The sequence below is a fragment of the Psychromonas sp. KJ10-2 genome (assembly GCF_047323255.1).
In the GTDB taxonomy this organism is placed as follows: domain Bacteria; phylum Pseudomonadota; class Gammaproteobacteria; order Enterobacterales; family Psychromonadaceae; genus Psychromonas.
Window position 1 is genome coordinate 372,358 of the sequence record NZ_CP178827.1, and the last position, 24,870, is coordinate 397,227.

Here is a 24,870-nt window from a genome sequence, read left to right on the forward strand (position 1 = left end):
TATCTCATACTAAAGCAATGTCATTTAGCTAAAGAGAATGAAATTTAAAAGCTAGGATAATCAGGGCAGTAAGAAAGGTAAGTTGAGCATGGCTTAGTGATGGACAAGATTGCTCAGCTTATTCTTCGGTTATATTTTGTGGCTATCTAGTTTGCTTAAAATCATTAATAAAATGATTAATACGTTGAGCATTAACCCCTCGGTCGCCACGCCCGATACGTGAAACACTGCGGATATCTATTTTACTGCCATTTGACTGATCGCTTACCCGTACAATGACATCGTCAGCAAAGTGGAAAAATGGTGTGTAAGCCGTTGCTTCGAAAAATTGTTGTTCAGGGTCTTGATAGACTATTTCCCAGCCCATTTTGTCAGCTAATTGTAAGGATTTTTGGTAGGCTTTATCTTGAGCCAGGCTGGTGAGCAAAGGTTTAACGTTAGGGAATGCTTTATGTTGTTGATCAGCAATCTCTTGACCAGCGTAGTGCAAACTATTTTTAGCACCTGCTCTAGTATCATCTAAAAAGACAAAGGCAGGTGGGGTGGTGGTATCTGTTGAAATATCATGAATAGGTGGGTAACGAACAGGCACACGTAATGTATTAATAATGGTTGGTGTCAATATCGCAATACCAAGGACCAATGCAGTGATCGCTTTGACAGTGAATACTTTTTGTTGGTTATAACCATTAATAATGAAGGTTAAAATAACCATAACTAAGGTGATATAGCCCAGTGAATCGTTATATTGGCGACTCGCAGAAAATCCTTGAATGGGCTCCCATAAGTTCAAGGATGCACCAAACACCATTAACACTGCAAGACTGAGACACAGAATAGAAAACGTTAAGCAAAAGGTGTTGATATTGAGTTTGGACATAATAGCCTCATTTTTATTCGTTTTAGTCATATTAAGTACTTTCTTCCCATACATGCAGTATCTTACTTAATAAGTGATTTAATTGTGCTCTTTCTTCTGCATTTAACAAATTAAACTTTTGTTGCTCTGTATGGTGTAAGTTAACAATTACCTCTCCGATCAATGATTGACCTGTTTCACTTAACTTTACTAATTTGCCACGTTTATCATTAGGGTTATCAACTCGTTCAATTAATCCAGCTGCATTCATCCTATTAAGTACTTTAGTTAATCCACCAGAACTAAATAACATCGCACTAGAAAGCTCCGTAGGGGTCAAACAGTAGGGTGGTTGTTCTTTACGCAATGTCTCTAAGACTGAAAATTCAGGAGCTTGGAGATCGTACCGTTTTAATATTAGGGATAAATTTTGTTGGCAATAAGCACTTACACGGTGAATACGTAATATCTCTGGTGATATCTGAGCTGCTGATTCAGGCCAGTTAGCCTTTGTCTTAGCTAGCATATTAGCAATCGATGCTTGTTTAGTCATAACACTCCCTTAATTAATACCTAACAAATGTACCTTGCTAGAAAGGTAAATTACAACTATTATCTTCCTAGAAAGCTAATTAATGAAGGTTTTATGAGTAAATATATATCTACATCACTGTTATTGTTACTTGCAGGTATTTCTGCATTAACTCCATTCGCGACCGACGGTTATTTATCGGCTATACCTATTATGGCAAAAGACCTTAATACGGATATTTCGATGATTGCGGTCACCGTTAGTCTTTATATCTTTGGTTTGGCTATTGGACAATTAGTAGGGGGGCCGTTATCAGATAAATTCGGGCGTAAATCTATCATTCTGGTGGGTTTAATCATATTTACTATAGGTAGTTTTGCAATCCCTTATGCGCATTCTTTAGAAATGCTATGGATAGCAAGGACGATACAAGCGTTGGGAGGGGAGTTGCTGTTGTTGGGGTACCTGCCATTATTAGAGATAATACCCAAGGTAAAGATTCAGCTCGTCTGTTCTCGTTGATCATGTTAATTACCATGTTAGCCCCTTCCATTGCTCCATCGGTTGGCACATTGATATTAAAGTTAGCAAACTGGGGGTGGATCTTTACTTCACTTGCTATTGTTGGTGCAGTGGTGACCGTGGCAACATTATTGATTATGCCGACTGAAGTAAAAGCAAAACAAACCATCAAAAACGGTGGTTACTTAAGCGTCTTTAAAGAGAGAAGAGCATTAGGCTATTTATTCGCACAAGGTTTCTCTTTTTCTGTATTAATGACGTTTTTAGCCAATGCACCCTTTGCTTATATGGCGCATTTTGGTGTGAGTGAAACCTTCTTTTCAGGGTTACTTATCTTCAACGTAATGGGTGTTGCGATCGTTAATCGGGTTAATAGTTACCTATTGCACCGCTATGAGCCACATCAATTATTGAAGGGCTTTTTAATCGTTCAGCTTGTTGGGGCGATTATTCTAATTGTAGCAACAAGTTTATTTCCAGAATCTCTATGGTTCACGGTATTAGGTTTTGTGGCGATCACAGCCACAATGGGTGGTGTCATTCCTAACTCAAGCGCTTGTTTTATGAATTTTTTCGGTAACAATGCCGGTGTTGCCGCAGCAACGTTAGGGGCGACTCAATATATGTTAGGTGCTGGTGTCAGTGCATTGGCTGCACTGTTAAGCCACGATTCTTTATGGCCAATCGTATCTATCATGACAGTAGCGACTGTGATTGCTTATGTAGGTGGCTCAAGAAAATCTGAGTTAGCATCAGAAAAGCCAGTTCAGGAAAAAGTAAAAGTGTAATACCAATTGTATTAAATAACTGATCTAAATTTTGCGCCGGAAAAATGGCTTAGTTCAAGGCGTCATTTAAGCCTTTCGACGATTAACTTGGTTAATAGACTATCGGAGAATTAATTAAAAATGTTAATTCTTGAATAGTTGTGCTATTTGCAAAATGACAACGAAGGACTCAGTTATTTTAACAAGTAAAATAGATCCGTTTCTTAGTGTGATTGGTATAAGCAGTATGATGGCTACAGAAGGCCAAAGTTGCTCAGGGTGAACAACTAGCAAGCCTTCTCGTTTCTGCGATTAGCGCTAACAGTAATTTGTTTTTACTTGATCATTTTCTTCATCATAAATATAGATTGAATTGCCTTTTATCTTTTTCGCCATTGCCTTCGCATGGGTTGTTAATACAGCAACATCATGATGGCTTTTGCAATAAGGAGGTGGAAGGCAAACACAACCTATCGATAAGCTTAATAAAGGGTAAAATTGCTTGTTACCCGTTCTATCTTCCCCTGAAATTCCCCTTTCTCAAGGTCCTCTGGTCGGTAACGGTAGCGTACCCAATCAGAAAACTTGTTTAAAATTTGTTCGCACTGTGTTTCCCAATCTGGAGATGAAGAGATAAGAATGAAGTCATCCCCACCTATATGCCCTATAAAGTCATCGGAACCATTACTTTTTGTTCTAAGAATATCAGCGAGACCAAGGATAATCTGATCGCCTTTTTCATAACCATAATAATCGTTGTAAGGTTTAAAATTATCTAAATCAATGTAGCACACGGTAAAAGGGGCTGATGTTGATAAAATGTAATCAAGTTTTTTACTGATTGGGACGTTACCGGGTAATAAGGTAAGCGGGTTTGCATAGCGAGCGTTATTAATTTGTAGGTTGGTTATCTCCTTTAATAAGTCGATGATTAATCCTATGCCTTTATATTGACCCTGTTTTACAATGATAAATTCTAATACTTTCTTGTTGTTAATCTTTTCGCTGATCATGACACTGGCTTGTTCAATGAGTAAGTCATCTTCTAACACAAGCACATCCTGGTCAATTAATCTGGATAATTCAAACTTATTGGAAAGGTCGTGCCCATATTTAGAGAATAGTAGATTGGTTAAGCTGCTTCTCCGTACGACACCTACTGGTTCATTACCCGTAATGATAGGGATACAGTCAACATCTGGAAATTGGTTAAATAGGTCGGTACAAACTTGCACATTAGATGCAATATCAATCGCTTGAAATGGTAATAAAAGATCGCCCACCGTGGCTGTTGAAACCGCACGGTTTTCCATTTGATTAAGTAGTTTTCTATCGTTAAAGAAATGAGAAGGGAGCTTAACAATAGGAGATTTCTCGGGATGGCTGAAATAATAACCTTGGCAGAATGGGGTGCCTATTTTTTCTATAAACTGAAACTCATCAGCTGTTTCTATCCCTTCAGCGATGACTTTACAATTAAGCTCTTCCGCAATGTTTTTAATAGAACGAACGAATTGTTGTTTTACTTTATCTGAGTCAATATCACAAATAAAGTGACGATCAATTTTGACAAAATCGGGACGTAATTCATACCACATTCTTAAACCGGAGTAGCCAGAGCCTAAATCGTCCATAGCAATTTCAAACCCCATCTCCTTATAATGTTTTAGCGCGTCTCTCACTAACTCATAATTTTCTAAAGGGCTGTGTTCGGTTAACTCTATCACCACTTGAGAGGGGGATAGGCCACTATTTTGTAACAGCTTTAGCGTCTCACCTGATTTGAAATTAGGCTCAAATAACGTTTCAGGGCTCGCGTTAAGAAATAATTTCCCGTGCAATTTGCTTTGTTTAAAAGCAGATATTGATAACTCGCGACATAATAGCTCTAAAGCAACTAAGCAACCTTGTTCTTTTGCTGCTTCAAATAAAGCGATGGGGAATGGAAATGAGTGCCTACCGGCCCACGTGTTAACGCTTCGTAACCAAAGATATCTTGTTGCTGATTTTCGATAATAGGTTGAAATACAATAGATAAGTTTCTATCGTTAATAATTGATTCAATGGTTAAGGTATTTGTATTTGGCATCGTTTTATAGTCATTAGTTAAAGATTATTCACTTTAATTAAAGATTAATAAATTTACTGTTTGAACTTATGCCAATTTTACTAAGCGCTTTGTTAGCTTTTCACATGAAAATCACTCTTTAATAGCAGAGTTTTAACAAGTACTAACTATTTTAGTTGGTGTAATCAATTGACTGGTGTCGGTAAACTATAAAGTATTAAAGTGCATTTATTTCGTTACACTACAAACAAAGTATGTCACTTTTATTACAGTGTCATCTATTTAAAATCAAGTGTTTATAGAGTGACTATAAACACAATGACAATAAAAGATGGGAATAGAAATGAAAGGGAGGACTACTTGTGTCTAAAAATTTTATTGAAAAGTGAAGCTGTAATTGAAATAAAACTGACGGTTTCTGCATCTGCGGCACTTTCAACGCATTGTTGTTTCAGTTCTTTTTTATTGTTCGGGATGGACTTAACTAACGTCATTTCTTCTTTTTCATTAAAGATAAAACCATCTGTCGAGTTATGTTGCGATTGATAACGGTCGATCAATAAATCTAACAAATTAATGATAATGCTGGTTTTATTGAGAGAGCCGATATTATCGAAAACAGCACCATTACCTAATTCTACGGTACGGCGATGCGCACGGAATTGCGACTTTTGTTCGCTTAATTGTCGCCAGGTTAAGCTATTCACTGTTGTTTCAATTTTATGGTCGTTACGCCAATAAATAGCATCTCTACCAATCACTATACCGCGATGAAATTGAGTAAATGATGTTCGCATTGCAGCTAGAATGTATTCATCGTCGGGGATATCTAATATCGCTCGAGCATAATGTTCCACATCTTCAGGTACAAGTGGGTTCATATTGAAGTTATTTTCTCCATGGTAATAGGTTAATACTTTCATTACCTCATCCAACATGCTCATTTGTAACTCCTTGAATTTTTATAGTTTCTAGTATGTTACCCAAGTTTAACCACTATTTGTAGTACAAATAACATTAACTTATTCAAAATGTATGCTTTAACTAACAGTTTTTGATAAAACTCACTGAGTATCAATCTAGGATGCTGGTTAGCTTCCCTAGGTTTGTTGCGCCTCATAGTATAGAATTCACCTGAGAAGTGGTTTTTCTAAAAACACACTCACCCATTGCTTATTTAAACAAAATGAATCGAGATATATGACACAAATTACAATAGCAACACATAACGGTAACTTCCATGCAGATGATGTATTCAGTATTGCAGCCCTAAAATCTATCTTTCCTTCATTTAAATTAGTGAGAACCAGAGATTTAAATGTGATCACAGCGGCTGACTTAGTCATTGATGTAGGCGGCATTTATGATCCTGAAACAGGGCGCTTCGATCATCACCAACGAGGTGGTGCAGGTGCGCGTGAAAATGGTATTCCTTTCTCGTCATTTGGTCTTATTTGGCAAAAGTATGGCGTGCAGATCTGTGCGGGTAATGAAGAAGTTGCAACGTCAATTGATAACGGTTTAGTGTCAACCATTGATGCTATAGACTGTGGACATGTTGAAGGTGTCGCACAGGGTATTAGCCTTAGTCAAACCATCTCTATGTTTAATCCAACATGGCAAGAAGAAGCGCATTTTGATCAGTGTTTTGATCAAGCAGTTGCATTTGCAGAGCAGGTATTAGCCCGTTTTATTGCGTCAGCAAGTGGTGGTATAAGTGCAAAAGCAATTGTTGCAAAAGCGATTGAAGATACCACTGATCCGCGTGTTATTGTGTTAGAAAAGTATATTCCATGGAAACGTACTGTGCATGCAATGTCACAGGAAGCTTTATATATGGTTTACCCATCTTCTACAGGGCAATGGCGCATTCAAACTGTACCTGTAGAGCCTGGTTCTTTTGAAGATAGAAAATCGTTACCGGCTAGTTGGGCTGGACTATCTGACCAAGCATTACAAGATGTTACAGGGCTTGAAGATGCAATGTTCTGTCATAACGGCTTGTTTATCGCTGGCTGTGCTTCTTTTGAAAACACCATGAAAATGGCGGATATGGCATTAAAGGCTTAATCATTTATTGTGACCGAGCATCTAATTGTTTAGATTTCTCGTAATAGATCAATGCAGCTAATACTTTAAGTATTGGCTGTTTTTTATCTATTAATTCTCATTTTTGAACTTATTGCCTCTGTTTTCGTCCAAATATTGATAGTAATACCAAACATCCTATCCGGTATTACCAAATATTTCGACTGAGGGCACAATGAACGAATCAATCACTTCCTTTATGAGAAACATTTTCTCAAAAGCACTCACTATCATTTTCTTATTATTAGCTGGTGCAATCATCTTTTCTTTGATTCAGCATGTTGTGAATGGCCTTATCAATAAAGCTGATTTAACCGAAGTATTATTAAAAAGTATCAACATTGGTGTGATCGCATTAGCCGTGTTTGAATTGGCATTGATCATTAATAAAGAATACTCAGAACCGGGTGACCATCACCATAAAGATGCGATTCAAACGCTACGAGGCACCTTGCCTCGCTTTATTGGCACTGTATGTGTTGCGCTGTCGTTAGAAGGGTTAATTATGGTGATAAAGTATAGCCAATTAGACTTGGCGGGTAACTTGTATTATCCCGTTGCCATTATCGCAAGCACTGCATTTTTACTGGTTTCATTAGGTGTGTTTTTACGTTTAACTGACCAAAGCAGTGAGGCTATCGAATCTAAACAAGTCACTGAAGAAAAGTAGCTTTTAGTATAAGTATTAAACAGTAACAGGGGAGTTAAATGCCACTGTTTAATACTACTGTGATTTTACGATTTAAAACGATTAACCAGTTTATCTAAACTTGCTGCCATGGATTTTAACAGGTCAGAGGAGGATTCAATATTCTGCGATGCATGAGCACTTTCTTCGGTACTGTCACTGATATTAACCACGTGGACATTAATCTCATTAATCACCGCAGACTGTTCTTCTGTTGCTGTCGCAATTTGCGTGTTCAGGTCTGAAATATGCTGTACGTTAATCACTATTTCGTTAAGCACTGAATTAGTTTTTTGCGCCGCATTTAATCCAAGAATTGCTTGTTCACGGCTTTTATGTACGGAGTCTACAGCGAGTTTTGAGCCATCCTGTAATTCAGTGATCATACGGTGAATTTCATCCGTTGATTCATGAGTCTTCTTGGCTAAGTTTCTCACTTCATCAGCTACTACTGCAAAACCACGTCCATATTCTCCTGCACGAGCGGCTTCAATGGCTGCGTTAAGCGCTAATAAATTGGTTTGTTCTGAAATACCTCTGATAACATCCAATACGCTACTAATTGAATCACTACGTTGTGCTAACGTTTCAATATTGGTTGAAACTACTTCCATATCTTCCGCCATATGACTAATGGTTTCTGTTGATTCATTAACCACTATTTGTGCTTGTGATGTCATATTAGTTGCTTGATTAGTTGTATCCGCTGCGACTGCTGCATTATTGGCTATTTCTGCTATGGTGCTGCCCATTTCATTTATGGCAACAGAGACTTGATGTGCTTCATCACGTTGTTTATCAAGTGAATGTTTTGAAGCGTTAGCATCTATATAGACAGTTTCAGAGGCACTTCTGATCTCGGTAGATGTTGATTTAACATCTTGTACCACATTACGAATATTCCCGACAAAAGCATTAAAACCTTTCGCTAATTCCGATATTTCGTAGGCGCCATGTTCATCGACTTTACTGGTTAAGTCTCCTTCACCTTCGCCCAGTACTCGGAATTTCTCTGCCATTTTTTGTAAAGGTAATACCAACTTATTTGATACAACAATGCTTAAACCTACGAAGATAAATACAATTATTAAAAATAGAATGAGCATATAGTTGCGTACTTCAGTGATCGGCTGATAGAGCTCGTCCTTTGGTACTTGCGCAATGATATACCACTGTAAACTTTCTATATAACTAGTAGATAGTATGAAATCACCGGCTTCTTGGAATGCAAAGGGTTGTTTAGCAAAAAGAATATTTTTATCTAATTCAGGGTAGAACTCACTCACGTTTTTAGTTTCAGCAAAGCCTTGGTTTTTGTGTACTTTTACTAATCCATTTTGATCAACTAAATAAACAAAACCAGTTTGTTCAATTTTGAATTGTTGTAATAAATGAGCTATGTCAGAAAAAGTGCGGGACACACCTGAAGCCGCGCGGCCATTAAGTTGTTGGTAATTCACAAAAACATTAATGGTGCCATCGGACTCAGTATAAGTACTTGCTGATGTTTGTTGTCCGCTATTTTTAAAATTAAAATACCAACTATCGTGATCATTATTTTGTAATACACGAAGGAACCCTTTTTGATTCCAGTATTGTGCAGAGTCACGCTCAATATACGAGGCATTACTTAACCCGTTATTATTTGCAACTCCTGAAAGGTATTCAGTTAAACGCCTATCTATTTCTGGTTTGTTATTATTATCAATTAACTGATAAATAAACGGGTTATTAGCGATTGATTTAGTGATTGCTTTCATTTCAGCTATTTCAGCATCTACCGTTTGTGATACACGTTGCACCAAGTTTGGTAATTCTGAATTTTGTAATCGGTTAAGTAATAATTCACGCGATTTTAATTGTGCAACCAGTGCAATCACACTGGTAGAAACAATAACCACAACCAGTATAGATAAAATTATTCGATTTTTAATAGAAAGTGAACGCATATATTCCTTGGTTTTGTTAGTCAATATGTTGTTAAAAAGTGTTTGGCTGGCCAATACAACAAATGCACTAACCCTATATGAGTAATATTGTAGCATTTAGTTGCTAGTTAACCAGTAGATAAATAGGAAGGAAAATAAAAAATAATTTAGAAAAATAACTATATAAATATTATATGTTTAGCTAACTGACAGAGAGGAATAAGCAAATAACCTGGATTTGTTTTTGCAAAAATATGCTAATTAACTACCCTTAAAGTAGTACTTGAGAGGAGAGGGATTGCTCGTTCATTTGAATTTAATTCATAAATCGTTGCCTTAAACCTTAACCCATAAGTTAATTATAAGCATTTATCACACCAAATTTAAATGCATAAACCAATATTTTTACATTGATAAATGCTGGGTTACTCAGCCGATGTTGTTTGGAGAAACAAGATGAATAAAATAAACAGTAAACTAACCCGTTTAATAGTAACGTCATGTTGCTTTTTAGCCATGCCATTTACGCCGATAGTTTGCAAATAACATGGGCTGATAGTTCTTCAAATGAAGATGGGTTTTATGTTGAAAAACGTGGATTAGATGAAAACGATGCAGCGATAGTGACAACCCTCACTGCCAATACAACCAGTTTCACGGACAGTGATGTTGATGTGGACCAAACATACTGTTATCGCATCGTGGCGTTTAACCAGGCAGGATCAAGTTATTCTGATGAATCATGTGTTGAGGTCACTGATAGCGTTGAGCAAGATACTCGTACCGCAGATACCTATGAAGACAACAGCAGTGATGACGATACTAGTAGTGACCTAGAACCGATTGCTGAAAATGATGAGAATACTATTATCAGTATGTCTCATGCAATTATTAGTAAACCAACTTCTATTGACGTGACAGAGCAAGCTATATACTCATTCTACGATGAACAACACTTCAATAAATCATACAGTGATGCCACTGTTTCCGATTTTTACTTTGATATCTCAAGTGGTAATAGCAGTATTAAATCTACCAATTACTTTAGTTTTGTTGATGGCCAAACCACACTCAGTAGTGGCATTGCAAAAATGACATTTAATAGTGGCAATAAGGCATTCTTTGAATTGCAATCTAACGGCACAACACAAACTGCGCGAATATACTTACAAGCAGGTGTGTGGACACATGCGAGTGCTGCAATAGAGGTGATAGCCGGAGATGTAACTGAAACCGTGTCATTAACTCAAGAATATTCTTGGCAATACTTTACCGTTGACATCACCTTTGATGGCGACCTTCCAATTACCATCACTACTGATAGTGATCATAGTGGCTACAGTGCAGTGATGATCGCGGGTATTGTTTTCGAAGAAGTAGAAGAGGAAGTCATCGAAGAGGAAGAGGTAATAAAGTACGCATCGTTAATGGGAGTAGAAACAGATAATGGCACTGATATAGATATCTCTGATAGTAAATTCTTAAATAACTTATTAGAAGAGGTAAATAGTACATTTTCTGAGGCAACAATATTATCATTATCTTATTCAGGTACCACTAAGGCTCGTACCAATAAATATACCTTTACTGATCAATTTGCAGAGGAATATAAAGGGTATCAAACAATGGGCTGGAGTGAAGATAATGGTATCACCATGCAATTAAGCAGTGGCGATCAACAAATTAACACGGCATCGATTTACTTTACTGCAGGTGCGTGGACCCGAGAAGAAGCATCAATAGAGCTGATTATTAATGGTGAAAGTGAACTGATCACATTAAGTTCAGGTTATAGCTGGAAAAACTTTAAAGTTGATATTGAATTTGAAGGTTTATTGGATCTTGAAATCAGACCGGTAGATGAGTTCTCTGGCTATAGTGCACTGAGATATGCGGGGCTCACATTATATTAAAGCACACAGGTACAAAACAATTACATTAAACTAATCAAAGGGGAATTATATTCCCCTTTATTCATTCCCTTAATAAATTTTAACGGATTGTCTACTTTGCACATTTACTGCACATTCATAAGGTAAATTAACGCTTAATATGAAACACACTAATTAATTGATCTATTTTTTTAATTAAAATGAGTTAGCTTTTTAATAGAAGATGCTCAACCTGAATGCCGAAAGGTTCAAAATTTAGATCATTAATTTACTATTATTGGCATCACAATGTCAGTGATAATAATTCAGTTGTTCCAAATAACTGTATACTGTGAAAGATGTTGAATTGACAGGATAATGTGGTGAGTATCATGTACAAAAAAGGCGCGATTAACGCACCTTTTAGTTTGTTGTTAGCGGTAATAGGCTTCAACTGTACCTTTAACCGTTCTCATTAAAGGTTGACCTCTGCGGTCTAAGGCTTTATGTGCTGACACTAAAGCCCAACCTTCACTAATACAGTATTCTTCAACATCAAAACGTTCTTTACCGTTAAGTCGAATACCGATGTCATGTTCAAATATTTCTGCAACATGATAAGGGCTACGAGGGTTAACAGAAAGACGATCGGGTAATGTTGGTAGCGACTGAGTGTCGTTCATAAATATGACCTATAAAATTAAAATAATGCATTGTAAGCAATATGTTCAGACCGCTCAAGTAATGTCTTTATAAAAGTTGTACTTAGTTCACAATGAAATAACAGCGAGTCTAAAAGTGAGCAAGCAAGGCGACTTGGTTTATTTTTTTAAGGAAGTTGGATGAAATTAGTAAAATTTACACGTCAATATTGGTTCGCTAGTATGGTTGGTTTTGCGCTACCCTTTAGCAGCGCTTGGGCTAATATTGATATCGATAGCATCAGTCAAGATGCATTAGTAAAAGATCCGGTGATTGTTGAATGTACATTAGACAATGGAGATTCAGCAAGTTGTGCTAAATTTGTTGTTAAATATCAACCAGACAACCTAGAGACAGGACCTTTTTGTCCTAAAAACATCGACGAGAAAGGTGGTGTTTGGAATTGGGATGGTGAAATGGCTGGTTTATACCAGATAGATAAAGGCTTTCTCTCTATGCTAGATAGCCAGGGTTATCATTTCTATGATCAAGATGGCAATGTTAACATTACTGATGTCCGTACCACTCAACCTAAAAGCGATAATACTTGTTTACAAGCGTCAGTAGATAAGACTGTAGAAATGACCGTTTTAATTCCAGTTAACCCTGTTAAATCAGACCAAGTGAGCGATCTCAGGTACAGTCGCCAAAGTAGGTCTAGCATTAGATGGTGTCCCAATCTTTGCTGATGCACCTTCTGTATTGGATACAGGGCACATGCCTGCATTAGATGAATGTGGTGGACATGTTGACCCAGGTGGTTGGTACCATTGGCATTCAACGGCAACTGACATTGACAGCGTTTATAAAAATGAACATCTAGATATTGAGTGCGGTATCAAACAAAAAGCCAGTGCCATGTTTGCCTATGCTTTCGATGGATTTCCAATTTACGGTAGTCTTGAACAAGATGGAAAAATGCCAGCAGGGTTAGATATTTGTAATGGGCACTTTGGCCCAACCAAAGAACACCCAGAAGGTATTTATCATTATCACGCATCGACGACTTTCCCTAACTTACCAACTTGTTTACACGGAGTCATGGCTAAGCAAAACTTCTCTACAACCGCTAAACAAGGCATTGGTTCTGCGAATGGACCCGGACAAGGCGGTGGACCTGGTCACGGCACACCTCCAGGCTTCGATAAAGCAGCTAAAACGTTAGGCGTGACAGAAAAAGAGTTAATGAAGGTTATTATGGATAATGGTGGTAGAAAGTTAGATATTAGTGCTGCCGCGAAAGATTTAGGCGTCACAGAAACCCAGTTGAAAAACGCTTTACCGAAACCGCCTCGACATTAAATTGTAACATCACACTGCTAAACGAATGGTTAATTCGCTTAGCAGTGAATCACATTTCAAGCAAAGTTTTACCTTAACTAAGCACAAATAGCCTCTTTACCTTTAAAGCCTTATACCAATTGTATTAAATAACTGCTCTAAATTTTACGCAGGAAAAATGGCTTAGTTTGAGGCGTAAGTTGATGTAAATGGTTGTTCCCTATACGAAACTTACAACGAAAAAATAAGTTGTTTTAAAAAGTAAAATAGATCAGTTACTTACTATGATTGGTATTAAATAGAAATTGATAGATTAATGATTCGAATCCCGATTTTTACCTGACTAAAACTAATCCATTTTGGGTAGCAATTATTACTATTTGCTTGTATAAATAGAAGTGGGTCAACTTCACACTTTTAATAAAGGGCATGGAATAAGGAATAATATGTTGAAAAGGATTTCGTTTAAAGCAAAGCTTGTAGTGCTAATGATCACTATTATTTTGGTGACATTAATCACTTCCTATTACAGTGTAAATTATTATATCAGTAGTTATATTGCGTATAACGACAGTAATAATATCCAATCAAAACTCTCTCTGTTAAAAAGTAAAATATCCAGTGATGTTAATAACGATATTAATTTAGCTAAAAATCTCAATTTTAGTTTGATCAGAATTAAACAAACAATGGACGCGACTGATTACCTAAAAATTATCAAAATTGCCAATAACTTTGTGTTTGACGAAACAGGTAATGTACAAGATGAAGGCGAGGCAGAACGTTATAAACAGCAGCTTAAGCAAGCTAATGGAGAAATAATGATCAGCAATCTATTTTATTTGGATGAGCAGCCAGTCTATAGCATTACCATTCCGAGGAAAAATAATGAAGGGGACTTGTTTTTTGTTTCGTTAAGTAAGCTTAAAGCAACACTAGAGGCTTCTACAGTCAAAGGTAGCTATATAGAATTGTTGGATGCTGCTGATAATGTCATTTTCTCGAATAAGCAAGCGGGGGATTTAACATTAATACCAGAAAAGATAAGTGTTGGTAATATGCAATGGACCTTAAATGGTTATATCGATAATGCCCATATTCAAGAAAATACAGGACAACTAAATCAGTCAATCACTTCTGCACTGTTAATGGCCGCTTCTGTGATAATCATTATTGCAATTTGTTTAATTAATGCTGCCTTTAAACCCATTGTTGCTTTACGTAATGTAGTCACTGACCTCGCTACAGGAACAGGAGATTTAACCCATCGTTTGCAAGTAGAAAGTCAGGATGACCTTGGAAAAATCGCGGAAGGAATTAATCAGTTTATCGCCAACCTACAAGCCATGATGCTGGATATCTCAGCGTCAAGCCAACATATTAGCGAACAAATTAAGCAGTTCGAGGAACAGTCAAGTTCAAACCAACAAGTATTAGAAGTACATAATACTGAGATGGATATGGTCACGACTTCAGTGAATGAAATGAGTTCAACGGCACAACATGTAGCAGAGAGTGCCTCCACTGCAGCACAACAAACTGAATCCACGAATGGTGAAGCAGAACAATGTAAGGTCATTGTGCATCAAGCAGTGACTGATGTGACCGCATTAGTCTCACAAGTCGATGAAACCGCTCAAACGGTGTCGGTGATGGTAGAGGATACGGTGCAAATCACTAATACCTTAAAAGTGATCGGTGAAATAGCTGAGCAAACTAATCTCCTTGCGTTGAATGCGGCCATTGAAGCAGCAAGAGCTGGAGAGATGGGAAGGGGGTTTGCTGTCGTCGCAGATGAAGTGAGAGCATTATCAATGCGCACTCGAGAAAGTACTGCTGAAATCAGTGATATGTTGACTAAATTAAAAGCAGGTTCAGATGAGCTGGTTACTAGTATGGTTGTCACTAAAGACAGTTGTCAAAAAACAGCGGCGACCACAGCTCAAGTGATGGATTCGTTAGGCATCATGACTGGGTCGGTTAATCAAATCAGCGATGTAACCTCACAGATCGCAACCTCAGCAGAACAACAAAACCTTGTGACGGAAGAGATGAATAAAAATATGCTGCAGATTAAAGGGTTAATCGAAACATTAAATACAAACGGTATTCAGACGAGCAATTCAGTTAATCAACTGACAGAAAGTAACCAAGATCTTGTTAAAATAATCAGCCAATTTAGAGTAGTGTGAATCATGTGTGGGTTAACGACCTTAAAACAATGACTTGTTAACCACATATTTTGTTAGTTAAACGGTGATTATTCTAAATAAACGTCACTTGTTGAACTGAGTCACACTTTAGAGGTATATTGGATCCTAAAATATTTTACTGAAAAACTTAAATAAATTTAATTTATCTTGTTAATCAGTGTAATAGATTGAAAAGTCTATTTTACGATCTAACGATGCAATATTAAAAGGTATGCATAATAAAACAGATTTTATCTGTGATTTACCACTACTTTATATGGAAATAATATGAAACAAGTTCAATTTAGAAATATTGATAAGTTATTTATCAAGATGTCATTGTTTGACAAATTCTGGGTCATTTTTGGCCTGTTTGTCATTATTCTTAGCTTTATTTCTATTAATCGATACCTTGATACTGTGGACATGATTGAACAACAATCAGCTCAAATACTAGAGCAACGTTTATCAGGTATGGTGATAGCACTTGAGTCCACTAATCAACTCGATAAAATTGCTGATTTAGGGGTAACGTTTCCCGCTAGTACTTCTCACATGGTACGTAATAATGACCAGGTCACCGTGGTGGTTAAAACTAACTCACAGCAATACGTCTCATTGTCAGAATCTGTCGCAGCAATCGAAAATCCCGCAAAACAAAGTGCACTTAATAGTTTGTTGCTGACGTTTTTATGGATATTGCCTTTTGCATTAGCCCTGTATTGGACTGCCACATTTTTACGTGGTGCATTATGGGTATTGTGGGATACGACCCTGAAAATTATAAAAGGGGATTTAACGTCTCGTTTAGGTTTTATTGAAGGTCGAGATGAATTCGGTACCATTGGTGCATGTTTAGATAAAGCCATGGATACATTATCAGAGCTTGTGGATACCGTGAAAGAAAATGCGTCAATGTTGCATCATACTTCATCAGATATTGCAGATCATAGTAAACAGAGTGAAATTCAAATAAACCAACAACATACATCGCTTGACTCAGTTGCTACAGCCATGGAAGAGATGACGGCTTCATCACTTGAAGTCACGGAGATATCGAAAAATGCTTCTAAACAAGTCGAGCTTAACTCCGAACATGTCAAACAAAGTGATCAGCGAGTTCAATTAGTGATTAGTGAAATTCAGCAACTGTCTAATTATATCGAAGAAACGTCATATTCAGTGGCAACATTACAAGAAAATGCGACACAAATAGATGAAGTGATCACCACAATTAACTCCATTTCAGATCAAACCAACTTATTAGCGCTGAATGCCGCTATCGAAGCCGCACGTGCCGGTGAAATGGGACGAGGGTTTGCCGTTGTCGCAGATGAAGTGAGAACATTAGCAAGTAGAACGCAATCTGCTACGGTAGAGATTCAATCTATGATCAGTAACCTTCAGTCTGAAACCAACAATATCTCTACTATTACCAATAATACAGTCTCTCAGGCTCAGACCAGTACGGACTTGATTAAAGAGATTGGTACAGATATCAATGCAATTGCCGAATCATCACAAGCGGTAATAGAGATGACTTTCCATATTGCAACCTCTTCAGAGGAGCAAAGTGCGGTCGCAAATGGTATTGCTTCGGACTTAACTGGTGTACGTGACCAGTCTACATCGATCCGAGATTATGCTCATAAATCATCTTTGGGTACTAAAGACTTATCGGAAGGTGCAGAAAAATTAAGTAAGATCTTATCGCACTATAGAACTTAGTTTAAACCTATTAGTAAAACATTATCCTACTGCTGTAGGGTAATGTTCTTTTCTCTACCGCTATCAACTACAATTAATAGTTATAATCAAAGCTATACTCTGAACCTTAGGAACATTATGCCTAAATCCAATGTCGATCTCATCTAAAATTACATTTTTTGAACGTTTTGAGTCAGACATTTTATCTGCTAAGAAAACCTTAACCATTAGAAATGAAGAAGAAAAGCATTATTTGCCTGATAGTAGAGTAGATGTGTTTACTTTTGAAGATAATCGTTGGATTTGCCGTATTAAAATAACTAAGGTAGAGCCTATATTATTCGAGAATTTAAACCATGAACATGCTAAACAAGAAAATATGAGCTTAGCAGATTTAAAATCAATAATTCAACAGATCTACCGGGTATTAGCCAACTCTATGTCATCTATTACACATTATTAGTGTAAAGACATACGTTGGTGCCAATTAATATAATCAGTTGCAGACATTGGTTTAGCAATTAAATAGCCTTGTATCCCGTCGCTCTTTTTCTCTTTTAAAATGTCAAACTGTTGCTTTGTTTCAACACCTTCTGCCATCACCGAAATATTTAAGTTTTTTGCCAAGTTAATAATGGTTTCAACTATCGGTAAACCTGTTTCAAGGTTTGATATGTTATCGATAAAGCTTTTATCAATCTTCAATTCATCCACTGGATATGCATGTAACGTTGATAAACAAGAGTAACCTGTACCAAAGTCATCAATTGAAAAAGTAAAGCCAACATTTTTTAACTCATGCATTTGTTGCACGGTATAGGGGAGGTCATTGGATAACATACTTTCTGTTATCTCTAGTTTTATTAGTGATGCTGGGACTTTATATTGATCAATAATCGATATTAATTCATCTTTTAAAGTGGGAGAGTTGAACTGGTTTTGTGACATATTGATAGCAATGCGATAGCTTGGAGAGACTGATGGCGCTATAGCCAATTGATTAAGCAATTTACAAATATCGTGTAATACAATATTTTGTAATTTTTGTATTAAGCCAAATTGTTCAGCGAGTGGGATAAATTGATAAGGTGGCACCAACCCCTTACTTGGGTGATTCCAGCGAATCAATGCCTCAGCACCACTGACTTTTCCATGAACATCCACTTGAGGTTGAAAGTAAGCACAGAATTCATCGTTTTCAATAGCCCTGACTATCTCGCTTTCTAATTCAGTTTTAATCTCTAGTAGTGTTTGTTGTTTGGGGTCAAAGAAACTGTAACCATTGCCACCTTTAAATTTAGTACGATACATAGCTGTATCTGCAAATTTAAGGGTGTTATCTGCGTTTGCATGTTCTTTATCGATTAGGTAGATGCCAATGCTAGCACTAATTTGAAAGGCAAGTTTGCCGATATCAAATTTATCATTAAAAATAGATTGCACTTTTTTGACCAGTTGAATGACATTTTGTTCCGCTTGTTGCAAGTCAGCACCAATGGTATCAACAAGGATCACAAACTCATCGCCCCCAATACGAGCCAGTGTATTAACTTTACCTAACACCGCTGTAAGGCGTTTTGCTGATTGAATAAGTAACTGATCTCCCGCTGCATGGCCGAGCGAGTCATTAATACGTTTGAAGTTGTCTATATCCAGAAATAACAGAGCACTGATGGTATCTTCTTGTTGTACTTTAGCCACACACTGCTCTATACGGTCATTGAGTAAACGTCTATTAGGTAAACTGGTTAATGAATCATAATAAACCAGTTTCTTGACCTCGTTTTCCCTATTTTTACGGCTGGTGATATCCCTGATCACCCATAATACATGGTCGTCATTATTGTAATTAATCTTAATGCTTCTGCCTTCGAAAATAAGTGTTTCAGAGCGTATTGTAAGCGTATATTCAAATACATGTATTTCATTGGTTTCTAATGTTTTATTTATTTTATCTAATACCATTAATGCGTCACTCTCAGATAAAATATCTTTAATATTTTTGCCCACTAATTCATGGATAGGGTCGCTTAATAAATTTTCTGATGCTGCGTAAACATTGAGGTATAACCCTTCCTTGGTAATAATAATTGCTGGATCAGGTATTACTTTAATAAACGCATTAAGGTTTTGATTGGTAACTTTTAAATCTTTAACCAGTTTTTGCATTTGCAATGCATCGTTGCTTTTTTCAATGGCAATACTGGATAAATGGACAAAATAATCTATCAACTCGAGGTTCTTTTTTGATGCAACTTTAGGATCTGAATAATAGATGGCGAATGTGCCTAACACTTCAGATTTAGTGGAAATAATAGGCGTCGACCAACATGCTTTGAAATCGTATTGTTCTGCAATACTTTTGAACTCTTCCCATAATGGGGAGTGAGGGATATCTTCCACTAAAACTCGTTTGCCTAAAAAAGCAGCCGTGCCACAGGAACCTACTGCAGGACCAATTTTAATGCCGTTTATTAAGTGAGAATAGCTATCAGGTATGCTTGGCCCAGCCATACTATAAAGTAAGTTATCAATTAACTTTAATATTGAACATTTAGCATTATCATCACCTATTAATGATTCAATCGCTAGGCAAATCGATGCTAAGGTTTCATGTAAAGGTTCGCCTAATGCTATTTTTGTGAGTATTTTTTGCTGGCTAGCTAGTAATTTCGTATTTTGCTGTAAATCCATAAAATGTGCCACAACCCTTGTGATAACCAATATTGGGATAGTACCCCTTTATGGTTACAAATCCTTTTTGAATCATCGACTTACACAAGCTTATCGTTTGGAAAAAGTGTAAGTAACTGTTTTATAGGTCATTATAGTGTTTTTTGGAATATAGCGAATTTAAATGCTATTTGTTTTCAATTTATTATTTAATATAAACGTCATGACAATCGAGTTAATTAACTGGTCATTTTTTAAAAATGAATACTGTAGATATTGAATTGATAGAGTGCTAAAAATAAATGTAAAAAAACAATCAAGCTCATTGTAGCTCAGGTTGATAATACTAAAGTGATCTGGTACGGAAAGTAGGGAATTGAGAAGGTTAAAAAAAGAGCGGTCATAAGGTTGTTAACCACTCTTGATAAATAGAGGCTTGCTTGGTCGGTTCTACACTTTACCTAGCCAAATATCCGCATTAATTTGTGGCTGTTTACTGCGTTTCTTTTTACCAGTACCTTGAGCAGGTGCTGTTATGTTATTTTTAGCCTGTAATGCCAGTTGTTCAAAGTCAGTGGTTTCAAACCCGTTTACTTGTTCACGCTCTAATTGAATCTTATGCTTTTTCTCTATAACTTTAAAATGTTGAACGTCTTCAAAATCAATGATTGATAAAGCCAAACCGACTTCTCCAGCACGTCCACTTCGACCAATACGATGCATGTAATCAGCAGGACTTCTAGGGAGATCAAAGTTGATCACAACGGGCAGTTTATCAATATCCAAACCACGTGCTGCAATATCAGTTGCAATTAACACTTGAATCTCACCTACTTTAAATGCCTCCAAAACGCGTGTTCGTGCACCTTGACCTTTATCTCCGTGAAAAACTTCAGCATTGATACCGCGTTTGGCGAGTTTATCTGCTAAATGTTTACAGGCTGATTTGGCGTTGACAAAGATTAAGATTTGTTGCCATTGATGTTGTTTAATTAAATGTGATAACAATGCCGTTTTTTGGCCTTTATCAACAGTGAATAAACGCTGTACCAAGGTACTTTGTTCAGCGCTTTGTAATTGTATTTCCACTGGGTCATTAAGTAGATCTTTAGTCAGAGCCTTCACTTGTTCAGGAAAAGTAGCAGAAAACAGTAATGTCTGTTTTTGTGGTGGCATCAATTTTAGTAAAGAAGCTAATTCATCGGTAAACCCTAAGCTAAGCATTCTGTCTGCTTCATCTAATACTAAGGTGTTAACGTTATCCAGTTTAACGGCGTTACTATTAATTAAATCTAATAATCGTCCAGGTGTTGCAACCAAGATATCACTGCCGCCACGCAACGCTTGCATTTGCGTATTAATAGACACACCACCAAAGACGGCAACGGTTTTGATTGCGCCATTAAAATGCGCGGCATAAGACTTAATACTATCCGCAACTTGTTTGGCTAGTTCACGCGTTGGTACAAGTACAAGATGAGAAACAAAATTGGCAGATGATTTATGTCCTGTTGCCTGTAATGCTAGGGTATTTAATATAGGCAACGCAAAAGCAGCCGTTTTACCAGAGCCTGTGTTAGCACCTGCAATAATATCTCTTCCGGCTAATACATTGGGAATAGCTTGCATTTGAATAGGGGTAGGTTGTGTATATTGCATTTCGCTTAAACGTTTCAATAAAGGGGAAACGAGTTTAAGTGTTTGAAATGAGTCGTTGTGTTGACTGTTTTTATCAATGTTAGCGTTGGAGATCATTAAATATATAACTCTAAATGTAAATAATAGTGGTCTATTTTAGCTTATTTTAAATACTTGTTCTCAATTAACTTAGGTAAACTTTAACCCTTTGTGTTTACCCGTTTATGCGACATCAGTTACACAAAACCTATTATTAATCGCATTAAAATAAACTTAAAGTCATTTTAGGTTGTGTATAGTTACCACTTTTGCCATATAATAATCTAAGATACACTCAAAAATTAAGTACTTTGCATATTAGGATATTTAGATGCGTGAAAATTTACCGGTAATTGACCTTAGAAAAACTTTTTCAGTAGATCAAAAGTTTATTTCAGTGACTGATACTAATGGTAATATAGTTGATTGTAATCAGGCTTTTATCGAAATAAGTGGTTTTAGTCGAGATCAATTGATTGGGCAGCCGCATAATTTAGTGCGTCATCCTGATATGCCTGGTGAAACATTTGCAGCAATGTGGGGCCAATTAAAACAAGGTAAACCTTGGATGGGCTTAGTAAAAAATCGTTGCAAAGACGGGGAATATTATTGGGTTGACGCTTATGTAACACCTGTTACGGAAAACGGGAAGGTTGTTGGGTATGAGTCAGTAAGGTCTTGCCCTAAACAACAGGATGTAATAAGAGCAGAGAAACTATACAAACGTTTTAATGCTGGTAAAGGATTAAGAAAAAAGTTACCTATATCTTTACAAAACATAATACTTATCCTGTTGATGTTATCATCTTTAGTCCTTATCTCAATGGATGAAACACTAGTGACTATCATTTTATTGCTGATATCGAATATTGGTTATGCGTTATGGACAAGTATTCATAATAAAAATAACTTATTGGCTTTTTCTAAGTTATTAAGTGGTTATTTTTCTAATGAGCAAGCCACACAATCTTATACATCCAGCACGGGCTTGTTAGGAAAGGTTAAAACGGCTATTTTAAGTCAGCAATCACATTTAATAACGGTATTAAGCCGTATTGAGGGCGCAGCAATAAAAGTAACATCGGAATCCCATAATTCATTTGAATTCGTTCAACATTCAAAAAATGGTTTAGACCAACTACAAGCAAAAACACAACAAGTTGCTACTGCGAGTAATGAAATTACTGCAACAATCAGTGAAGTATCTTCGAGAGTTTCTGACACCGCAGAGCATGCTGAAACTGCTTTAGCATTAGCAAAAAAAGGTGAAACATTAGTAACGGTTACTAGTGAATCAATAGAAAAATTAAAAGAAACAGTACAAACAATTAACCATTCAGTGACGGAAGTGTCTGCAGAAGCGGAAAGAATTTCAACTGCCACCAATATCATTGACCAAATAGCGAAACAAACTAATCTACTCGCGCTGAATGCTGCCATTGAAGCTGCTAGAGCGGGTGAGCAAGGACGTGGTTTTGCCGTAGTAGCAGATGAAGTGCGTAATTTAGCTAAACATACACAGGACTCAACCAGTGAAATATTTAAGATTGTCGAGCTATTGACGGAAAAAACAAGTACAGCAGTAGTTCATGTAGAGCAGGGCACTATAGAAGCTGAAAATGGTTTAAATAACGTAATACAGAGTAGTGAAATGTTAAAAGGGATTGTTGATGCTGTTGCAAAAATCTCTGATATGTCGATTCAAATTGCAACGGCCACTGAACAGCAGGCGCATGTATCGGAAGACATTAATCAACAAATGGTAGGTATTGCGACTCTGACTGATAAAAATGTGAATATTTCAACGGAAACTGAAACCTCGATCAAAGATCTAAAACGAATTGCAGATGATCTACATGAATTAGTGTTGCGCTTTAAGTAGAGCTTAGATTTAGCTATCAATAACATAACATAGCGAAGTGTGGGGATTGAGTTACTTAGTAAGCAACTCGGTTTCTACCACTCTTTTTAGCGATATATAAGTTTTCATCGGCGGTATCAAATAAAGACTCAGTTGATTGCCCTTGTTCAGAGTAATTAGCAATGCCAAAACTACAGGTCACACTGTGTGCCAAGAAAAAAGCATCATTGATATCATTGTTTTCTTGCTCAATTTGCTCACTATTTAAATCAAAGGCTGTGATTTGATTTAATCCATAGTTACCAATCTGTAAACGTTGCTCAATAACCTTACGAAGCCTTTCAGCTACTAATATAGCTTCACTTAGTTTGGTATTAGGTAACAGGATCATAAACTCTTCACCACCATAGCGATAAGCAAAATCCGATGGCCGTATGGTATCCAGGATCAATTGACCAAATAACGCCAAAGTATCATCACCCACTGAGTGGCCAAATTTATCGTTCACGGATTTAAAGTTATCTAAATCACACATAATCATAGAGAAATCTACAGGCTCGCCTAAATACATCTCATTTTGCAAACTAGCTAATTTACGCTCTAAGTATTCTTTCTTTTTTAACCCAGTTAAATAGTCTAAGGATAAGTTGTTAATCTCATTCAAATTCTTAGCCGCTAAACCAATATGGCCATCAGCCAAAAGTTGGTTATGAGAATCTACAAAAGCATAATTCATGATGTCCTGGTAAAACAGTTCGCATTGCAGTTCACTGGTACACCGTAATGCATCATCAGGACTAGGGTATTTCACAAAATCTAGCAAGGTGAAGAAATCATCTCCGAATTTAAAACCTGTATCTAATTCAATTAATTCGCCTTTTTGATTCAAGACTTCCATAAATCTCCTTACATACGAAACGAATCAATAATTAGAGTAATGATACTTTAAAACGTTCGGGCTAGGTTGCGTTATATTTGTTAAATTATCGGCAAGTTATTATCAAACTTAAGTTTTTTCGGTCTATAAATACACTTTATGTGTTTAATTTGGTAAATAAAATACCTGTAAATAGTTAGCACGTAAGTCTCATCTATAACTCATTCATTCCGCCTGTAATACAAATAATTATCACTTCTATTTTTTATCAATCGTAAACAATTGATTTTATGTTCTCAATCACGAAATTTGAGAACCTTAACAAGAGATTGTGAGTGGTTGCCTATAGAATTTAAGTGGTATTGTATTACTTAAATGGTTGTTGTTAATTTATCCGCGTATTCGTTATTTACCGCTTAAGTCATACCAATTGCATTAAATAAGTTATTTTACTTGTTAAAACAACTTATTTTTTTGTTGTAAGTTTCGTATAGGGAACAACCATTTACATCAACTTACGCCTCAAACTAAGCCATTTTTCCGGCGCAAAATTTAGATCAGTTATTTAATACAATTG

19 protein-coding genes and 1 pseudogene are annotated in these 24,870 nt (G+C 36.6%); 10 read left to right on the forward strand and 10 right to left on the reverse strand.

The window, feature by feature from the left end:
* Positions 1 to 142 precede the first annotated feature (142 nt).
* The gene (locus ACLKL2_RS01815) at positions 143 to 880 is read right to left on the reverse strand and encodes a DUF1499 domain-containing protein (protein WP_413693150.1); all 738 of its coding nucleotides are present in this window, start codon (positions 878 to 880) and stop codon (positions 143 to 145) included.
* Between the two features lie 31 nt (positions 881 to 911).
* Positions 912 to 1,412, reverse strand: a complete 501-nt coding sequence (locus ACLKL2_RS01820) for a MarR family winged helix-turn-helix transcriptional regulator (RefSeq protein ID WP_113820424.1) — start codon at positions 1,410 to 1,412, stop codon at positions 912 to 914.
* A gap of 192 nt (positions 1,413 to 1,604) precedes the next feature.
* Here ACLKL2_RS01820 and ACLKL2_RS01825 point away from each other — a divergent pair.
* Positions 1,605 to 2,701, forward strand: a pseudogene (locus tag ACLKL2_RS01825) (multidrug effflux MFS transporter).
* A 461-nt stretch (positions 2,702 to 3,162) separates the two neighbouring features.
* Here the strand turns inward: ACLKL2_RS01825 and ACLKL2_RS01830 are convergent.
* From ACLKL2_RS01830 to ACLKL2_RS01840, 3 genes are all read right to left on the reverse strand, one after another.
* Positions 3,163 to 4,617 (reverse strand): GGDEF domain-containing protein, encoded by a 1,455-nt coding sequence (locus tag ACLKL2_RS01830; RefSeq protein WP_413694228.1) that lies wholly within the window; start codon positions 4,615 to 4,617, stop codon positions 3,163 to 3,165.
* A complete protein-coding gene (locus ACLKL2_RS01835; RefSeq protein ID WP_413693151.1) occupies positions 4,578 to 4,769 on the reverse strand; it encodes a hypothetical protein in 192 nt (63 codons plus the stop codon). The genes ACLKL2_RS01830 and ACLKL2_RS01835 overlap by 40 nt, the downstream gene beginning before the upstream one ends.
* A 335-nt stretch (positions 4,770 to 5,104) precedes the next feature.
* Complete coding sequence (locus ACLKL2_RS01840; protein ID WP_413693152.1) at positions 5,105 to 5,692, reverse strand: hypothetical protein; 588 nt, start codon at positions 5,690 to 5,692, stop codon at positions 5,105 to 5,107.
* A 256-nt stretch (positions 5,693 to 5,948) separates the two neighbouring features.
* On the opposite strand from ACLKL2_RS01840, the gene ACLKL2_RS01845 reads away from it, so the two are divergent.
* Both ACLKL2_RS01845 and ACLKL2_RS01850 read left to right on the forward strand, forming a co-directional pair.
* Positions 5,949 to 6,818 (forward strand): MYG1 family protein, encoded by an 870-nt coding sequence (locus ACLKL2_RS01845; RefSeq protein WP_413693153.1) that lies wholly within the window; start codon positions 5,949 to 5,951, stop codon positions 6,816 to 6,818.
* A gap of 193 nt (positions 6,819 to 7,011) precedes the next feature.
* The gene (locus ACLKL2_RS01850) at positions 7,012 to 7,506 is read left to right on the forward strand and encodes a hypothetical protein (protein WP_413693154.1); all 495 of its coding nucleotides are present in this window, start codon (positions 7,012 to 7,014) and stop codon (positions 7,504 to 7,506) included.
* Between the two features lie 65 nt (positions 7,507 to 7,571).
* Here ACLKL2_RS01850 and ACLKL2_RS01855 read toward each other — a convergent pair whose 3' ends face one another.
* Entirely contained in the window at positions 7,572 to 9,473 is a 1,902-nt protein-coding gene (locus tag ACLKL2_RS01855) for a methyl-accepting chemotaxis protein (protein WP_413693155.1), read from the reverse strand.
* A 479-nt stretch (positions 9,474 to 9,952) separates the two neighbouring features.
* On the opposite strand from ACLKL2_RS01855, the gene ACLKL2_RS01860 reads away from it, so the two are divergent.
* A complete protein-coding gene (locus ACLKL2_RS01860; protein WP_413693156.1) occupies positions 9,953 to 11,365 on the forward strand; it encodes a hypothetical protein in 1,413 nt (470 codons plus the stop codon).
* A 392-nt stretch (positions 11,366 to 11,757) separates the two neighbouring features.
* On the opposite strand, the gene ACLKL2_RS01865 is transcribed toward ACLKL2_RS01860, so the two are convergent.
* A complete protein-coding gene (locus ACLKL2_RS01865; protein ID WP_113819964.1) occupies positions 11,758 to 12,006 on the reverse strand; it encodes a DUF3297 family protein in 249 nt (82 codons plus the stop codon).
* A 159-nt stretch (positions 12,007 to 12,165) separates the two neighbouring features.
* Here ACLKL2_RS01865 and ACLKL2_RS01870 point away from each other — a divergent pair, with 159 nt between their 5' ends.
* The 5 genes from ACLKL2_RS01870 (at position 12,166) to yqfB (ending at position 17,668) form a co-directional block, all read left to right on the forward strand.
* Positions 12,166 to 12,714 carry a hypothetical protein gene (locus ACLKL2_RS01870; RefSeq protein ID WP_413693157.1) on the forward strand — a complete coding sequence of 183 codons (549 nt, stop codon included), beginning with the start codon at positions 12,166 to 12,168 and terminating at the stop codon, positions 12,712 to 12,714.
* Positions 12,715 to 12,742: 28 nt separating this feature from the next.
* On the forward strand, positions 12,743 to 13,327 hold the full coding sequence (locus ACLKL2_RS01875; protein ID WP_413693158.1) for a YHYH protein: 585 nt from the start codon (positions 12,743 to 12,745) through the stop codon (positions 13,325 to 13,327).
* A 425-nt stretch (positions 13,328 to 13,752) separates the two neighbouring features.
* Positions 13,753 to 15,498, forward strand: coding sequence for a methyl-accepting chemotaxis protein (locus ACLKL2_RS01880; protein WP_413693159.1), 1,746 nt, complete (start codon positions 13,753 to 13,755; stop codon positions 15,496 to 15,498).
* Between the two features lie 288 nt (positions 15,499 to 15,786).
* The gene (locus tag ACLKL2_RS01885) at positions 15,787 to 17,226 is read left to right on the forward strand and encodes a methyl-accepting chemotaxis protein (RefSeq protein ID WP_413693160.1); all 1,440 of its coding nucleotides are present in this window, start codon (positions 15,787 to 15,789) and stop codon (positions 17,224 to 17,226) included.
* A 130-nt stretch (positions 17,227 to 17,356) separates the two neighbouring features.
* Positions 17,357 to 17,668, forward strand: coding sequence for a N(4)-acetylcytidine aminohydrolase (yqfB, locus tag ACLKL2_RS01890; protein ID WP_413693161.1), 312 nt, complete (start codon positions 17,357 to 17,359; stop codon positions 17,666 to 17,668).
* Here the strand turns inward: yqfB and ACLKL2_RS01895 are convergent.
* Positions 17,665 to 19,899 (reverse strand): sensor domain-containing phosphodiesterase, encoded by a 2,235-nt coding sequence (locus ACLKL2_RS01895; protein WP_413693162.1) that lies wholly within the window; start codon positions 19,897 to 19,899, stop codon positions 17,665 to 17,667. The two genes, yqfB and ACLKL2_RS01895, sit on opposite strands and share 4 nt — an antisense overlap.
* Positions 19,900 to 20,328: 429 nt before the next feature.
* Positions 20,329 to 21,633 (reverse strand): DEAD/DEAH box helicase, encoded by a 1,305-nt coding sequence (locus tag ACLKL2_RS01900; RefSeq protein ID WP_413693163.1) that lies wholly within the window; start codon positions 21,631 to 21,633, stop codon positions 20,329 to 20,331.
* A gap of 253 nt (positions 21,634 to 21,886) precedes the next feature.
* Between ACLKL2_RS01900 and ACLKL2_RS01905 the strand changes: the two genes are divergently transcribed.
* A complete protein-coding gene (locus tag ACLKL2_RS01905; RefSeq protein ID WP_413693164.1) occupies positions 21,887 to 23,437 on the forward strand; it encodes a methyl-accepting chemotaxis protein in 1,551 nt (516 codons plus the stop codon).
* 55 nt (positions 23,438 to 23,492) lie between these two features.
* Here the strand turns inward: ACLKL2_RS01905 and ACLKL2_RS01910 are convergent, their stop codons facing one another.
* Positions 23,493 to 24,314, reverse strand: coding sequence for a GGDEF domain-containing protein (locus ACLKL2_RS01910; RefSeq protein WP_413693165.1), 822 nt, complete (start codon positions 24,312 to 24,314; stop codon positions 23,493 to 23,495).
* Between the last annotated feature and the right edge of the window lie 556 nt (positions 24,315 to 24,870).

Coding starts and splice junctions, on each gene's coding strand:
- ACLKL2_RS01815 (WP_413693150.1), bottom strand. CDS start 880: ATGTCCAAACTCAATATCAACACCTTTTGCTTAACGTTTTCTATTCTG.
- ACLKL2_RS01820 (WP_113820424.1), bottom strand. CDS start 1,412: ATGACTAAACAAGCATCGATTGCTAATATGCTAGCTAAGACAAAGGCT.
- ACLKL2_RS01835 (WP_413693151.1), bottom strand. CDS start 4,769: ATGCCAAATACAAATACCTTAACCATTGAATCAATTATTAACGATAGA.
- ACLKL2_RS01840 (WP_413693152.1), bottom strand. CDS start 5,692: ATGAGCATGTTGGATGAGGTAATGAAAGTATTAACCTATTACCATGGA.
- ACLKL2_RS01845 (WP_413693153.1), top strand. CDS start 5,949: ATGACACAAATTACAATAGCAACACATAACGGTAACTTCCATGCAGAT.
- ACLKL2_RS01850 (WP_413693154.1), top strand. CDS start 7,012: ATGAACGAATCAATCACTTCCTTTATGAGAAACATTTTCTCAAAAGCA.
- ACLKL2_RS01855 (WP_413693155.1), bottom strand. CDS start 9,473: ATGCGTTCACTTTCTATTAAAAATCGAATAATTTTATCTATACTGGTT.
- ACLKL2_RS01860 (WP_413693156.1), top strand. CDS start 9,953: ATGTTGCTTTTTAGCCATGCCATTTACGCCGATAGTTTGCAAATAACA.
- ACLKL2_RS01865 (WP_113819964.1), bottom strand. CDS start 12,006: ATGAACGACACTCAGTCGCTACCAACATTACCCGATCGTCTTTCTGTT.
- ACLKL2_RS01870 (WP_413693157.1), top strand. CDS start 12,166: ATGAAATTAGTAAAATTTACACGTCAATATTGGTTCGCTAGTATGGTT.
- ACLKL2_RS01875 (WP_413693158.1), top strand. CDS start 12,743: ATGCCTGCATTAGATGAATGTGGTGGACATGTTGACCCAGGTGGTTGG.
- ACLKL2_RS01880 (WP_413693159.1), top strand. CDS start 13,753: ATGTTGAAAAGGATTTCGTTTAAAGCAAAGCTTGTAGTGCTAATGATC.
- ACLKL2_RS01885 (WP_413693160.1), top strand. CDS start 15,787: ATGAAACAAGTTCAATTTAGAAATATTGATAAGTTATTTATCAAGATG.
- yqfB (WP_413693161.1), top strand. CDS start 17,357: ATGTCGATCTCATCTAAAATTACATTTTTTGAACGTTTTGAGTCAGAC.
- ACLKL2_RS01895 (WP_413693162.1), bottom strand. CDS start 19,899: ATGGATTTACAGCAAAATACGAAATTACTAGCTAGCCAGCAAAAAATA.
- ACLKL2_RS01900 (WP_413693163.1), bottom strand. CDS start 21,633: ATGATCTCCAACGCTAACATTGATAAAAACAGTCAACACAACGACTCA.
- ACLKL2_RS01905 (WP_413693164.1), top strand. CDS start 21,887: ATGCGTGAAAATTTACCGGTAATTGACCTTAGAAAAACTTTTTCAGTA.
- ACLKL2_RS01910 (WP_413693165.1), bottom strand. CDS start 24,314: ATGGAAGTCTTGAATCAAAAAGGCGAATTAATTGAATTAGATACAGGT.